This window comes from Psychromonas sp. Urea-02u-13 (assembly GCF_002835995.1).
Lineage (GTDB): Bacteria > Pseudomonadota > Gammaproteobacteria > Enterobacterales > Psychromonadaceae > Psychromonas.
Genome location: NZ_PJBZ01000037.1, coordinates 23,949 through 38,426, shown reverse-complemented (window position 1 = coordinate 38,426; position 14,478 = coordinate 23,949). Strand labels below are relative to the sequence as shown.

Below are 14,478 nucleotides of genomic sequence, written 5' to 3'. Positions count from 1 at the left end.
TAATCCTAACGGGTTGGGGTTATGCTAAAAAAAGGATTTCTATCCAAATATATGCAGTTAATAGTAGCGCGATTAAAACAGCGGCTGAGCCCATATCTTTTGCTCTGCCTGCGAGTTCATGTTTTTCTGTGCTAATTCTATCAACGACCGCTTCAATGGCAGAGTTAATTATTTCAATGATGATGACTAAAATAAGTGGCGTGATTAACAAAATACGCTCAATTTGGGAAACATCAAGGTAACAAGCAAGGGGAATGAAGATAACTGCTAGCAATAACTCTTGGCGAAAAGCTGCTTCATGCTTAAATGCACTTTTTAGCCCCTGTAGGGAATATCCTAACGCAAGAATAATACGTTTTAAGCCGGTGTTTTTTTGCATCATCATGAGACCTGTTACAAGTGATTAAGAGGCTTACTTTAACAAAAGGTCTAGTTAAGATCACTTGTAATAATTAATCCTTTTGATTGTTTATTCATTCTTGCTGATTTACGTTTGAATCACCTCTTCTTTTAATGCTCACATATACCTAGCGAGATAAATGCAACAAACTTGCTGTAATTATCATTTTTTGATATTGCCATCCTGCTGTGACGGGTTTTTTAGTGCTGCTGATATTTGCAAATCACTTTTGTGCTAATATAGCGCCTTTGATTATCATTTTTAAGGTTGTTTCGTGCTAGCTAAAGGTTCTCTTTTTTCTCGTTTTATAAATCGTATTTGGGTGACGAGTAATCACGTACCTCTTCAAGCCGTTAATGAGCTAAAAATTGACTGTGAACGGCCTATTATTTATGTCGTTGAGCAGAATAATGCAAGTGATCTTCTTGGGTTACAGGCAAGCTGTAAACAAGCGGGCTTGCCGGATCCTTATCTGCCTATCAATGTTCATGGTCAAAGCGTGAGCGCGTTAATATTTATTCATAATTGGTCATTCTTTGCCTCTAAAGCACCGCAATTACAAGACGCGCCTTACCTTGAGCAATACCAACAGCTTTTAGATCTACACAAAACCCATGAAAATCTCGATATTCAATTGATCCCTGTTACCTTCTATTGGGGAAGAAACCCCGGGCGTGAAGGTAAAAAATCATGGTGTGACTTACGTGAGCAAGGACGAGTAGGCATATTTCATAAATCGTTAATTGTATTAAAGCATGGCAAAGATCATCTGGTGCGTTTTAACCAGCCAATTTCGATCAAACAATTGAGCCAACGCGATGAACAACAGCAACTTGCTTATAAATTAGCAAAAGTAGCGATGCGTTATTTTGATTTTCAAAAACGCAGTAGTATCGGTCCTAAGCTGCCAAATCGTAAAGAGATGATCGAGTCGGTGCTCAGCCAACCTGCATTACAAAAGATAATAAGAGAAACCGCGCAAAGTGGGCAACTCTCAGAGTCTGAAGTTGAAATGCAATGTCGTGGTTATCTCAAGGAAATAAGTGCCGATTTTTCTTATACTTTTTTACGTGTTTTTCGTTTTCTTTTAAAAGGCATTTGGAACTACATTTATCGCGGTATTGAAGTGCATCATGCGCAAGCCGTACGACAAGCCTGCCAAAGTGGCGCCGAAATCATCTATATGCCTTGTCATCGTAGCCATATGGATTATCTATTACTTTCTTATTTATTGTTTGAACAAGGCCTTGTTCCGCCACATGTTGCCGCTGGGGTAAATCTAAACTTCTTTCCTGCAGGACCTATTTTTAGGCGTTCTGGTGCTTTCTTTCTACGTCGTACTTTTAAAGATTGCCCGCTTTATGCCGAAGTGTTTAATGCCTATTTTGCGATGTTATTTAAACAGGGTTATCCCATTGAATTTTTTACCGAGGGAGGCAGAAGTCGCTCGGGATTATTGTTACAACCTAAAACGGGATTATTAGCCACTTCGTTAAAAACATACCTCAAACAACCAGAGCGTAATGTGATTATCGTGCCTATCTATATTGGTTACGACCATATTATGGAAGTAAATACTTACGTTAAAGAGCAGGCAGGTCAAAAGAAAGAGTCTGAAAGTATCTGGCAGGTATTAGGTATTGTTAAAAAACTGGGTAATTTTGGACGTGCTTTTGTGAATTTTGGCGAGCCTATCAATGTAAAGCAGCATTTTGATCAAACGTTACCTGATTGGCGCAATGGCTCTGTTTCTGATGCACAGCTTAAAGATCAAGTGGCCACGATTGCTCAAAAAGTGATGGTGAATATTAATGAAGCGACAGCGGTGAATGCATTACCATTATGTGGTGCTATTTTATTAGCTAATCCAACACAACAGGTCGATAAAACGCTTTTTTTACAGCAGTTAAGTTGGCATCAACAGTGGCTTGCGTTAGCTGATGAACAAAGTTTAGTGACCTATGAAAAAAATACGCCTGAGAAAGTATTACAACAAGGTCTTGAACAGAATAAGTTTCAAGTTGTTGATAAGCTCGTGAGTTGCTCAGACAATCAAGCATTAGTACTGAACTATTATCGTAATAATATTGTGCATCTTTTTGTCTTACCAAGCTTAGTTTGTCATACGATTAGTCTATTACTCACAGAAAATAACGAACTCAAGAATGAAAATATTACTCGCTTGAGCGCCGAACATTACCCATTTTTACAACAAAAATACTTTTTAAATAACCATAAAATGGACAGTGACCTGGCAACATCAACCATTAATAAACTTGTGCAACTAAAAGTATTATCTGCACAAGAGGGTAAATATACCGTGCTTGATGAGGTACAATTGAGGCTTCTAAAAGGTCATATTGACAACCCATTTGATAAAAAAATGGCTGAGATTTAAAATAGCCTCATTATTCAGGGTTTGGGAAGACAAAATGGCAATTAACGGTCGGACATTAGTCGCGCAATTACGTGACCAAGTTGCAGAAATTTCTGTGTTGCAACTGCATGAAGAACTGCAATTTAACCCACAGGCGATTGTCATTGATATTCGTGAAGTGTCTGAAACTAAACAAGGCTCAATTGCGAATGCTGCATTAATACCACGCGGTATTTTAGAAATGAAAATAGACAGTCATAGCAGCATACAACAACGATTCTCAAACCTCGATGAATTAGCAGAACAGCCTATTTACCTGTTATGTCGATCTGGCGCGCGCAGTATTTTTTCTGCTTTGTCACTTAAGCAGATGGGTTTTAAAGACGTTTATTCCGTTGAAGGTGGATTTTTAGCATGGCAAGCTGCAGACTATAAGGTGAGTATTGTTTCGTGAGTGAACTTTATCCGGTGATCACTAAAACGCTTTCTTTTAGTGAAGAGATTAAAAAAAGTCGTTTTATCACTTATCTTGCACATGTTGACAGTAAACAGGCCGCACTGACCTATTTACAAGAGATTAAAACATTACATAAAGATGCACGACATCATTGCTGGGCTTATGTGGCCGCAGGCCCTAAAGACAGTGTGTTGATGGGCTGTAGCGATGACGGTGAGCCCAAAGGCACCGCAGGAAAACCGATGATGGCTTTATTGCAGGGCTGCCATATTGGTGAAATCATGGCGGTAGTGGTACGTTATTCTGGTGGTATTAAGTTAGGCACGGGTGGTTTAGTACGTGCTTATAGCAATGGTATTCAGCAATTATTGCCACAGGTTGAAACCGTTGAAAAACGTTTTTATCAGCAATACCAAGTCGATTGTGATTATGCGCAAATGGCGCAGCTAGAAGGTTTGTTAGTTAATAGTGTTGGACGTATTGTGCAAATTAATTACCTACAATCGGTAGATGCAATCATTGAGATCGATCTGCAACAAGTTGACCTTTTTATCAAACAGCTTGAATCGTTAACACAAGGAAAAGTGCGTGTTAATAAAATTATCCCAGAAAAAAGTTAAAGTGAGTTAACGTGGCTTTTCGTTCCATTATTCGTATTGTGGGTATGTTGATTGGGTTATTTAGCCTGACGATGTTACCCCCTGTTGCTATCGCTTCTTTTTATGCCGATGGTGGCGGACAAGATTTTTTCGCCGCTTTTGTGGTGACATTATTTATTGGTTTTATGCTCTGGATGCCTAACCGACAGTCTAAAAAAGACCTCAAAGTGCGTGAAGGTTTTTTAATTGTTGTGTTGTTTTGGGCAACACTGGGTAGTGTGGGTGCAATTCCTTTCCTAATCAGCTCCAGTCTTAACATGAATGTGGCTTCTGCTTTTTTTGAATCATTTTCAGGGTTAACCACCACGGGTGCCACCGTGATTGAAGACCTGGAAGTGTTGCCTAAAGCTTTCCTTTTTTATCGTCAGATGCTGCAATGGTTTGGTGGTATGGGGATTATCGTATTAGCTGTTGCCGTACTGCCTATGTTAGGCATTGGTGGCATGCAGCTATACCGAGCGGAAACCCCCGGGCCGATTAAAGATTCTAAAATGACCCCGCGTATTGCTGAAACAGCAAAAGCACTTTGGTATGTCTACCTGTGTTTAACCGTGGCCTGTATGATGGCATTTTGGCTTGCGGGTATGAGCCTTTTTGATGCACTTGGACATAGCTTCTCAACCGTTTCGATTGGTGGTTTCTCAACCTACAACGACAGCATGGGCCATTTTGACAGTGATATTATTAACTTTATCACGGTACTGTTTCTGATTATTTCTGGGGTCAATTACGCATTACATTTTAGTGCGTTTTCAGCTAAAAAATTCTCCTTTAATATTTATAAAGAAGACCCAGAAGTACGGGCTTTTATCTTCATTCAGCTGTTTGTGACGGCCATTTGTTTCACCATGTTAATCAATCATAATGTTTATGAATCCATTGAACATACGTTTTCACAAGCCTTGTTCCAGTCAGTTTCTATTTCAACAACGGCGGGTTTTACCACCACTTCTTTTGCGGAGTGGCCACTGTTTTTACCGGTTTTATTAGTGCTTTCTAGTTTTATTGGTGGTTGTGCAGGGTCTACTGGCGGTGGCTTGAAAGTAATACGTGTTTTATTACTTAACTTACAAGGCATGCGTGAGTTAAAACGTCTGGTACACCCTAAAGCTGTGTATAAAATTAAGCTGGGTAATAAAGCCTTGCCAGATCGTGTTATTGAAGCGGTATGGGGATTCTTTTCAACCTATGCGCTAGTTTTTATTGTCTGTATGTTGGCACTGTTAATGACCGGCATGGATGAGCTAAGCTCATTTTCTGCTACTGTTGCGATGTTGAATAACTTAGGGCCCGGATTAGGTGAAGTTGCTTTGCACTTTAATGAAGTGAGCAGCGCGTCTAAATGGGTGATGATTGTGGCGATGTTATTTGGTCGTTTAGAGATATTTACCTTACTTGTATTATTTACCCCTGTTTTTTGGAAAAATTAAATGACCGCAAAGACCCTTGTTCTATATTCATCGGTAGATGGACAAACATTAAAAATAATCAATCATATTAGTGAATTGGTTGAAGGTGAGTTAGAGATGTTTGATATTGATCTGCAACCTGAGATTGATTTTAGCCAATATAGTAAAGTGCTAGTGGGGGCTTCTATTCGTTACGGTAACTTCCGTAAAAACTTACTCAATTATGTTAATAAGCACCAAGCACAGCTAGATACCTTGCCAAATGCTTTCTTTTTAGTGTGTTTAACCGCGAGAAAACCTGAAAAAGCGAGTCCTGATAATAATGCTTACATGGCTAAGTTTGATCAGCTATCACAATGGCAGCCTCGTTTAAAAGGTGTGTTTGCAGGTGCCTTACTTTATTCTCGTTATAATTGGTGGCAAACCTTGTTGATTCAACTGATTATGAAAATGACCGGTGGCAGTACAGATAAAAGCCAAGATATAGAGTTAACTGATTGGTCAAAAGTTGCAGTGTTTAGTAAAGATTTTTCTGCATTATAGCGCTACAATGCTGTTTTTAGTTTGTGAGTGACGTAGCAATGCCTGAACAACAACCCAGCTTCAATACCCAGCAAATTCTGTTGGATGTATTTGGTTATAAAACCTTTAGAGAAGGGCAAGAACAGGTGATAAATCATCTGTGTGAAGGTAAAGATGCGCTTGTTGTTATGCCAACAGGTGGCGGTAAAAGCCTTTGTTTTCAGATTCCTGCGTTAGCACGTGATGGTATCTGTTTTGTTATTTCGCCACTTATCTCATTGATGAAAGACCAAGTCGATACCCTGAGAAGCTGTGGTGTCGCAGCCGCTTATCTTAATTCTAGTATCTCTTATCAAGAACAAAATCAGATCATTAATGATATGCATACCGGGCAGTTAAAGCTGGTTTATATCGCGCCTGAGCGACTATTACGTCCTGATTTTGTGCAACGATTAGCCAACTTACCGGTTAACTTATTTGCCATTGATGAAGCGCACTGTATTTCTCAATGGGGCCATGATTTCCGCCCTGAATATGCATTATTAGGGCAATTAAAACAGCGTTTCCCTCATGTGCCTTTAGTGGCATTAACCGCCACCGCTGACCATGCCACACAAGAAGATATCTTAGCGCGTTTACAGTTTAATGATCCGCTGGTGGCGATTCATAGTTTTGATCGCCCTAATATCGAATATCTTCTGATTGAAAAGTACCGTCCATTAAGCCAGTTATTTAACTACTTAGATGAGCATAAAGATGAAAGCGGTATTATCTATTGTACAAGCCGTCGTCGCACTGAAGAACTAACTCAAAAATTACAAGCGCAAGGGCTCAATGCGCGCTGTTATCACGCCGGTTTACCCCTTGAAGAACGCCAATCAGTACAAGATCAATTTATTAAAGATAAAGTGGATATTGTTATTGCAACGGTAGCATTTGGTATGGGCATTGATAAACCGAATGTACGTTTTGTGGTGCATTACGAAATTCCTAAAAACATCGAGTCTTATTATCAAGAAACAGGGCGAGCAGGACGAGATGGCCTACCGGCACAAGCGATGCTTTTTTATGATCCCGCTGATCCCGCACGTGTACGTGGTTTATTAGAAAAAAATACTAATGAAGAACAGTTACGTATTGAGCTACATAAACTCAATACTATGGTTGCTTTTGCGGAGGCACAAACCTGTCGCCGTCAGGTATTACTTAATTATTTTGGTGAATATAGCCAAAATGCCTGTGGTAACTGTGATGTTTGCTTAGACCCGCCAAAAAGCTACGACGCAACACTGGATGCACAAAAGATCCTCTCATGCGTTTATCGCACTGGGCAACATTTTGGTATGCATCATATTGTTGAGGTACTACGTGGTGCACAAACAGCGCGAATCAAAAGCCTCGGGCACGACAAACTGTCTACTTATGCATTAGGTAAAGATCAGTCGAGTGAATATTGGCTAAGCCTGTTAAGACAACTTATCCACTGTGGTTTATTGATGCAGAATTTAACCCGTGGTTCAGCACTGCAATTAACAGAAGCAGCCCGACCTGTTCTAAAAGCACAAGAGCCTCTCTATTTAGCGGTGCCTCGTCTGAAAATGGTGAGTAAATCGAAACAGAAAAAAGGCGTGTTGGCGAGTGTCGCAGATAACAAACTATTTGCACGGTTGCGCCAATTACGTAAGCAGATTGCAGACAGAGAAGAGATGCCTCCTTACATTATCTTCAGTGATATATCGCTTGCAGAAATGAGTGAGTTAATGCCATTAACGGATCGTGAATTTTTGAATGTGAATGGTGTTGGCCATATTAAATTAGAAAAATATGGCGCTGAATTCATGGAAATTATCAGTGAATATTCTGAGTCTTTATAACCATAGAGTTGCCATTTATTGAGTCAATTCAAGCCAATATAAATTGGCTTGAAACTTTATTTTTTCCAGCAATTGTTGTTGCTTGTTTTCATCGACCGCTAACTGTATCGGTTCAATGGTTTTCCACTGTGTGCTCTCACTTTCACTATCACTCTCTTTTTCAGCAATCGCAAAGCTAAAGGGGTGAAAATTAGCGATACCTAAACGCAGATCGGTAACCTGTAATTGCCCCTGCACATCATCAAAACGCAACCAACCATGGCTAAACCATTCTAAGCGAGGCACAAACTCAGGTTGTGAGCCTTTGATTAAATCACGATTACTTGTGTAATTATTCCATTGAAGTGGAGTCTGATCACCGACATAAGTAAATGCTTCGTAATAGTGTTCTCCTTGATAACTTAATACACGCCAATAAATGCTATTAAACGGTGTTGGCATAACCAGTAAGTTGTTATTTTTCACTAACTCATCTTGCTGGGCGCGTGCCGTAATGTTGGCTTGTGCAACTTGCCCCCACCCCAAATAACAACAGCTTGCCAACAATGCAATCTTGTTGAGTGTTAATGCTCGCGCTTTATTATTGCTAAACCACAAATACAGCATGCTTATTAATAACGGCAATGTGTAAAGAGGATCAATAATAAAAATACTATGCCAAGCGATTGGAGGAGAGGTTAATGGCCATAATAGTTGCGTGCCGTAGGTGGTGAAAGTATCTAATAATGGATGGGTAATCAGGGGCAAAAAAATAGTTAAAAAGAGTGCTAATTTATGCGCTTTAAAATGAGGTTTTAACTTAATGGCGATAGAGTAGAGCGCCAAAGAAAGCAGTGTTAAGACAAACAGAGAATGGCTAAAACCACGATGTGAGGTGTAATTATCAATGGCGTTGCCATAATCAATAAAAACATCTAAATCGGGCAGTGTGCCAAAAAATGCGCCTGCTAATAAGACATTACGGCCAAAGGGTTTTAGCCCAACCGCTGCTGATACCGTTGCGCCTAGTGCTATTTGTGTGATCGAATCCATATCTTCCTCATTATTGAATATTTATTATCAATGATGGGAAGAGAAAGATCGAGGTTTAAACTTGTTATTTGAATTGTTCTAAGCGAGTTAATGCACACTCTAATATTTGTGGGGTTAGCTTGTCTTGTAGTTCTCCAAGTTCGTAGGTATTAAATAGTTCACCTAGAAAAGCACAAAGATAAGTCAGTGGAGCGTTACAGAATAGCTTGGGATTGGTTAAGTAATCGTTACCGCGTTGTTGCATCCATTCAGCATTATCATGCTTTTTCATAAAACCTAACTCATGAATAACATTTTTAAGTTTTCCTAGTAACTCATTATAATCAAAAGACTCGTTGTCGAATTCCGTTCGGTAAATCGCAATGGAATCAATGGCTGCTTGGCTGGGAATGATCTCAATTGCATGGATATTACACATACATAAAGTTCCTTATTATTGTAGTGAAGCGTAGTTCAATATTAAATCACGCCTTTTGGCCCATTATTTTTGGTTACAACTGTTGTATTTGGCTTTTTTAAAACGCCTTTTTTTTTATGGTTTATTTTCAGCGCTTATTGCAGAACAAAATATCACTTAATTTCTATAAATTTTTGATGTTTATATTGAAAATAATTTATTTTTGAAGTGAAGCATTGTTTCATTATCAGATCTGTTCACTTGTCTTCTCAATATCTTCTGATACTTTTAATACATACCCGTTATCATTCAATGTGCAAAATTCAGCAAGCGGTGAAATACACAGATTTTAGGCGGGCGGCGAAGGTATAACTAGTTCAATCAAAACTGACTGATAACAAAAGTTTTTGTCTCACCACTTGCCCAAGGGTCGTTAGCTCGCTTATTTATGTAACCATGGCAATTCAGCGTTGCAACTCTCGATAAGGGATAACCATTGTCTTTATGTTGCGCCTTGCCTTGGTATCCGAGCTAGCGACTGAATAAATCACTTTGATTGATGACGGGTAATAGGAGGGAAAGCCATGCTACTAGATCATGTTGAGGTTGTGGGTTTTAGGGGGATTAATCGTTTATCACTTAATGTTGAAGAGTTAAGTGCCTTTTTGGGGGAAAATAGCTGGGGTAAATCAAGCCTATTTGATGCATTATCATTATTTTTATCGGGAACCCGTAAAAACTATAAATTTTGTAGTGAAGACTTCCACCAACCGCCAAACCCAGAAATCACTAGCAATAAACTCATTCACCTTGTTTTTACCTTCAAAGAGCAATGGCAGGGTCAGGCAAGTTTGCGTCAATATCACACCATCAAAAAAGTCTGGGCCAATAAAGGTGACGCATTAGGTTATATTTATTACCAAGTAGATGGTGAATTAACGCCGTCGGGTAATATTCAAACACGGCGTTATTTTTTAGATAATAAAGGTGAAGAGAAGCAGTTAGCTAAAAATGAATTAGCTGATCTAGTCAGTGAATTCATCTCTTTTGTCCCAGTACTTAGGATGGGCAGTGACGTTCCGTTGGTGATTGAGAGTGATAACCCACTAGAAGTGCATAGTACGCGGGAGAAGTTTGAAGCAAGAATAATGCGTATATTTAAACGCTTGAATGGTTCTTCGCAGCAATTGCCTGAATATCAAATGAAACGAGGATATGAGGCGCTCACGTATTTGTTTGATCACTATCTCTTTAAACGCTATGCGGGTTTTGATCACCATCGTGTTGATTTTGAACATGATATTCATACCCAGAAACCGTTCTCATTTGAGGCGTTAAGCCATTTTCACGATTTATTAAAAAAAGGAAATAAAAGCGATAGGGCGATGTTATTACTAATTTTAGGTGAGTTTTTAACCGTACGTGGAGAGCATTTATTGCGTCGAGGGGCGACACCTATATTGTTACTTGAAGAGCCTGAAAATAATTTACATCCGGTTAATTTAGCCATTACTTGGCGTTTCTTTTCACTTTTACCGATGCAAAAACTGGTCAGTACTAATTCCAGTCAGTTACTGTCATTTTTTCCCCTTAGCCGTGTTCAGCGTTTGGTACGTCACCCAGATTTAATTAAAAGTTATTGTTTAAATAGAGATAACTATTCAAGTAATGACTTACGTCGTATTACTTTTCATGTACGTATGACACGGCCACAAAGCCTATTTGCACGTTCATGGTTATTAGTGGAAGGCGAAACAGAAACGTGGCTATTAACAGAGCTTGCACGTTATTGTGATTATCATTTAGTGATCGAAGGGGTCCAGGTCATTGAATTTGCACAGTGTGGGTTGTCACCTTTGATTAAGTTAGCGCAAGATTTGAATATAGAATGGCATGTATTAACCGATGGAGATGCGGCCGGACAAAAGTATGCAAGTCGTGTCGGAGAGATGTTATTAGAAGGCGATCCACTTGCAAATCGTTTAACTGTCTTACCCGCTCTAGATATTGAGCATCTATTTTTTGATAATGGTTTTTCAGATGTGTATTTAACAGCTGCCAACTATACAGAGCAAGATCTCGCGCGTTTATCGATTAATAAGGTGATTGATAAAGCGGTACATAAATATTCTAAACCAGGCTTAGGGCTTGCGATTGCGAGTGCAGTAGAGCTACGCGGTGCTGATTCTATTCCACCGCTGTTAAAACGCTTATTCGCGCGTTTGGTAGGGCTTGCAAGAACACAATCTGGTTAATTATCTTATCTATTTAATTAACGTTATTAAATACTGCCTTCAGACTCGATCACTAATACCCGCGCTTCTCCCTGCGGATGTGCAACATGTTCCGTACCGATAGAAGCATAAAAAATATCGCCTGTTTCTAACAGCGTAGATTTCTCGGTACCCTTGTCTTTAAAACGCATTTCTACTTGGCCATCCAATACAACAAAGACTTCTTCACCTTCATTTATATGCCATTTATAAGGCTTATCTGTCCAATGTAATCGTGTGGTAATGCCATTCATACTTGCAATATCTAGCGCTGCCCAAGCTTGATCTGGCTTGAATTTTTTACTTCTAATTATTTTCATAATATTTATTTATCCTGAGTATTCTTAGGCATGGATATATAAGGGGGAGAGGGACTTGTAAAACGGGGGGAATATTAATGGAACAGAGATATTGTCTGTTCCATTTTTGTCACTAACTCAAGTTATTTAATGCTGTAAACAAGAGTATGTTTTTCACCTGTCAGAGTAAGCGTTTGATCAATGATTTTTACATCAGACCAAGTAGAAAGCGTACTACTCACTGTCATCTCAACACTGTTCACTTCAGGTTCACACATTTTTCTAGTGCTACCCATTTTATCAATGCGTAGTTTATTTTCTTGTAGCTCTAAATTACCAAAGAAATTATTGCAGGCAAGGTTACCGTTGGCTTTAGTTTGGTCATCGACACTAAGGCTACTAGGCACTGTAATATCGCTATTATCGATACTGACTAATTGCCATTCTTTTTGCAGATCTTGCAGTTCAACAACTTGCATTGTGGTCTCGGTATTTACGTTTGATTCATTGCTACAAGCAAATAGCAGTGTGCTCAGTGATAATACAACTAGTGGTGCTAATTTCATTTAATGCTCCTCATTATTAGTGCGACGTTCGATATAGCGTTTTTTACTGCTGCGTTTGACACTTAATACGCTTTTTAGTTTCTTTATTTTTTTCATAACGCGCGATAAATGAATACGGTTGATAACGGTCAATGTCAGACTGATAGAGTAGACATGGTCTGGCAGTTCTGTTGTTTGTAAATCTTCAACGTTGGCATTACTTTTTGCAATAATATTAAACAGTTCAGCAAGACCTGCTTTATGGTTCACCATGCTGATATTCAGATCAGTTGAATATTCATATTGGTTCATAAAGTCCATGTCCCATTCTACGGGAATGTATTTATCAAGCTCAGTTTCAAAACCACTGACGTTATGACAAGCCGTAGAATGAACCACTAAACCTTTACCTGAACTTGTGTGCGCGACAATCGGATCACCCGGCAATGGTTTACAACAGTTTGCATAGGAGATCATCATATCTTCAGTGCCTTTAATGGCACTTTGGCGATGTTGCTGTTTCAGTGTAGATTCGGTTAATTCACCTGCTTTACCACGTAAACTGCGGGCAATAATAATACTTAATAACTTACCTGTGCCGATTTCATGTAATAAACCATTAAAGTCTGTTAGATGATAATCTGCGAGCACTTTGTCGATATTTTGTTGTGAAATATCGGTTAAATTCGTTTGATTGAGCGCCATTTTTAAAAGGCGTCGACCTTCGGGAATCGATTGCTCTTTAGGTAGTTGTTTGAGATGTTGGCGGATACTTTGGCGTGCTTTATGCGTCGCTACAAAGTTTAACCAATCAGCACAGGGTTTGTCTTCTTTGCCTGTAATGATTTCAATGGCTTGACCACTTTCTAGTTTTTCACTGAGTAGCGCAAACTCTTTATCTATTTTAACGCCGGTACAGCGATGACCAATATTAGTGTGTAACGCATAAGCAAAATCGACTGCGGTTGCATGTGCGGGTAATACAATGATTTTTCCCTGCGGTGTCAGCACGTGGATTTCGTTATTACCGAGCTCTTGTTTGATGCTTTCGAGCATGAGTAACGAGTTAGTCGTATTATCTTCTTGCTCAGTTAAACCTTGGAACCAGTTGCGTGTTTGTAACTGTGCAGTGATATTCGAATTACCGCCACCTTCTTTGTAACTCCAGTGTGCAGCAATACCTTGTTTCGCAACGGCATCCATATCTTCAGTACGGATTTGTATTTCAATGTTAACACCGTGATGCGTGATCAAGGTGGTGTGTAATGATTGGTAGCTATTAGACTTTGGAATGGCGATGTAGTCTTTAAAGTATTCTAATTTAGGCTGATACAGGTGGTGCATTTGTCCTAAAACACGATAACAAGTATCAAGATCTTGAACAACAATACGGAAAGCATAAACATCCATTACATCATGGAATTGGCAGCCTTTTTTACGCATTTTTCGGTACAAACTATAGAGGTGCTTTTCACGGCCTAATACTTTTGCTTCAATGCCAATGGCATCTAATTTAGCGGAAATTTCATCACAAATACCCATAATAAAATTTTTGCGATTGCCACGGGCTTTGGTGATCGCTTCTTTTAATACGTAATAACGTGCTGAATTTTGTGCTTTAAAGGCAAGTTGCTCAAGTTCATTTTTAAGATGATGTAAACCGAGTCTATCTGCGATGGGGGTAAATATTTCAAAGGTTTCTTGGGCAATACGTTGGCGTTTATCAAGGCGTAATGAACCGAGTGTTCGCATATTATGAACGCGATCGGCGAGCTTAATTAGCATGACTCGGAAGTCTTTGGACATCGCAATAAGCATTTTTCGAATATTTTCAGCTTGCGCTTGCTCGCGGTTTTCAAAGTTTACTTTATCGAGTTTAGTCACCCCTTCCACTAAATCGGCAACACTGCTATTAAAGGCTTCTGCTAGCTGTTGATGAGTGGTTTCTGTATCTTCTAGTACATCATGCAGTAGCGCCGCCGCCAATGCTTCATGGTCTAGTTTCATTGACGCTAAAATTTCAGCAACGGCAACAGGATGAGTAATATAGGGTTCTCCACTTGCACGCTTAACACCATCATGTGCCACATAAGCGTACTCATAAGCGCGTTTTATAAACTCACACTGTTCTGGGCTTAGGTAGGATTGAATGGAATCGCTAAGTGCTTGAAAAATTGACATGGTTTACCCTGTATAAATTACTTTTAATTATATTAAAACGAGTTGTGTTACTT

The 14,478-nt window shown here is 39.3% G+C and carries 13 protein-coding genes; 7 read left to right on the top strand and 6 right to left on the bottom strand.

Annotation, left to right across the window (positions count from 1 at the left end):
- Positions 1–19: 19 nt before the first annotated feature.
- A complete protein-coding gene (locus CXF74_RS01670; protein WP_442965907.1) occupies positions 20–385 on the bottom strand; it encodes a diacylglycerol kinase in 366 nt (121 codons plus the stop codon).
- Positions 386–674: 289 nt separating this feature from the next.
- Here CXF74_RS01670 and plsB point away from each other — a divergent pair, with 289 nt between their 5' ends.
- From plsB to recQ, 6 genes are read left to right on the top strand one after another with little or no spacing between them, the layout of a single operon-like run.
- A complete protein-coding gene (plsB, locus tag CXF74_RS01665) occupies positions 675–2,798 on the top strand; it encodes a glycerol-3-phosphate 1-O-acyltransferase PlsB (protein WP_101080663.1) in 2,124 nt (707 codons plus the stop codon).
- A 34-nt stretch (positions 2,799–2,832) separates the two neighbouring features.
- Positions 2,833–3,231, top strand: a complete 399-nt coding sequence (locus CXF74_RS01660; RefSeq protein ID WP_101080662.1) for a rhodanese-like domain-containing protein — start codon at positions 2,833–2,835, stop codon at positions 3,229–3,231.
- Complete coding sequence (locus tag CXF74_RS01655) at positions 3,228–3,854, top strand: YigZ family protein (protein ID WP_101080661.1); 627 nt, start codon at positions 3,228–3,230, stop codon at positions 3,852–3,854. The genes CXF74_RS01660 and CXF74_RS01655 overlap by 4 nt, the downstream gene beginning before the upstream one ends.
- A gap of 11 nt (positions 3,855–3,865) precedes the next feature.
- Positions 3,866–5,323 carry a TrkH family potassium uptake protein gene (locus tag CXF74_RS01650; protein WP_101080660.1) on the top strand — a complete coding sequence of 486 codons (1,458 nt, stop codon included), beginning with the start codon at positions 3,866–3,868 and terminating at the stop codon, positions 5,321–5,323.
- Entirely contained in the window at positions 5,324–5,845 is a 522-nt protein-coding gene (gene hemG / locus CXF74_RS01645) for a menaquinone-dependent protoporphyrinogen IX dehydrogenase (RefSeq protein ID WP_101080659.1), read from the top strand.
- Positions 5,846–5,883: 38 nt separating this feature from the next.
- A complete protein-coding gene (recQ, locus tag CXF74_RS01640) occupies positions 5,884–7,698 on the top strand; it encodes a DNA helicase RecQ (protein ID WP_101080658.1) in 1,815 nt (604 codons plus the stop codon).
- 15 nt (positions 7,699–7,713) lie between these two features.
- On the opposite strand, the gene CXF74_RS01635 is transcribed toward recQ, so the two are convergent.
- Positions 7,714–8,730: a metal-dependent hydrolase gene (locus tag CXF74_RS01635; RefSeq protein ID WP_101080657.1), complete on the bottom strand. Its 1,017-nt coding sequence runs from the start codon at positions 8,728–8,730 to the stop codon at positions 7,714–7,716.
- 64 nt (positions 8,731–8,794) lie between these two features.
- Positions 8,795–9,148: a hypothetical protein gene (locus tag CXF74_RS01630; RefSeq protein ID WP_101080656.1), complete on the bottom strand. Its 354-nt coding sequence runs from the start codon at positions 9,146–9,148 to the stop codon at positions 8,795–8,797.
- Positions 9,149–9,711: 563 nt separating this feature from the next.
- Here CXF74_RS01630 and CXF74_RS01625 point away from each other — a divergent pair.
- Positions 9,712–11,382, top strand: a complete 1,671-nt coding sequence (locus CXF74_RS01625) for a DUF2813 domain-containing protein (protein WP_101080655.1) — start codon at positions 9,712–9,714, stop codon at positions 11,380–11,382.
- Positions 11,383–11,408: 26 nt separating this feature from the next.
- Here CXF74_RS01625 and CXF74_RS01620 read toward each other — a convergent pair whose 3' ends face one another.
- The 3 genes from CXF74_RS01620 to CXF74_RS01610 all read right to left on the bottom strand — a co-directional run bounded on the left by CXF74_RS01620 (position 11,409) and on the right by CXF74_RS01610 (position 14,425).
- A complete protein-coding gene (locus CXF74_RS01620) occupies positions 11,409–11,720 on the bottom strand; it encodes a cupin domain-containing protein (protein ID WP_101080654.1) in 312 nt (103 codons plus the stop codon).
- A gap of 122 nt (positions 11,721–11,842) precedes the next feature.
- Positions 11,843–12,265, bottom strand: a complete 423-nt coding sequence (locus CXF74_RS01615; protein ID WP_101080653.1) for an META domain-containing protein — start codon at positions 12,263–12,265, stop codon at positions 11,843–11,845.
- A complete protein-coding gene (locus tag CXF74_RS01610; RefSeq protein WP_101080652.1) occupies positions 12,266–14,425 on the bottom strand; it encodes a RelA/SpoT family protein in 2,160 nt (719 codons plus the stop codon). It abuts the gene before it with no gap.
- Positions 14,426–14,478 lie beyond the last annotated feature (53 nt).

Excerpts from the sequence above, each read along its gene's own strand:
- CXF74_RS01670 (WP_442965907.1), bottom strand. The coding sequence starts at position 385 with ATGATGATGCAAAAAAACACCGGCTTAAAACGTATTATTCTTGCGTTA.
- CXF74_RS01660 (WP_101080662.1), top strand. The coding sequence starts at position 2,833 with ATGGCAATTAACGGTCGGACATTAGTCGCGCAATTACGTGACCAAGTT.
- hemG (WP_101080659.1), top strand. The coding sequence starts at position 5,324 with ATGACCGCAAAGACCCTTGTTCTATATTCATCGGTAGATGGACAAACA.
- recQ (WP_101080658.1), top strand. The coding sequence starts at position 5,884 with ATGCCTGAACAACAACCCAGCTTCAATACCCAGCAAATTCTGTTGGAT.
- CXF74_RS01635 (WP_101080657.1), bottom strand. The coding sequence starts at position 8,730 with ATGGATTCGATCACACAAATAGCACTAGGCGCAACGGTATCAGCAGCG.
- CXF74_RS01630 (WP_101080656.1), bottom strand. The coding sequence starts at position 9,148 with ATGTGTAATATCCATGCAATTGAGATCATTCCCAGCCAAGCAGCCATT.
- CXF74_RS01625 (WP_101080655.1), top strand. The coding sequence starts at position 9,712 with ATGCTACTAGATCATGTTGAGGTTGTGGGTTTTAGGGGGATTAATCGT.
- CXF74_RS01620 (WP_101080654.1), bottom strand. The coding sequence starts at position 11,720 with ATGAAAATAATTAGAAGTAAAAAATTCAAGCCAGATCAAGCTTGGGCA.
- CXF74_RS01615 (WP_101080653.1), bottom strand. The coding sequence starts at position 12,265 with ATGAAATTAGCACCACTAGTTGTATTATCACTGAGCACACTGCTATTT.
- CXF74_RS01610 (WP_101080652.1), bottom strand. The coding sequence starts at position 14,425 with ATGTCAATTTTTCAAGCACTTAGCGATTCCATTCAATCCTACCTAAGC.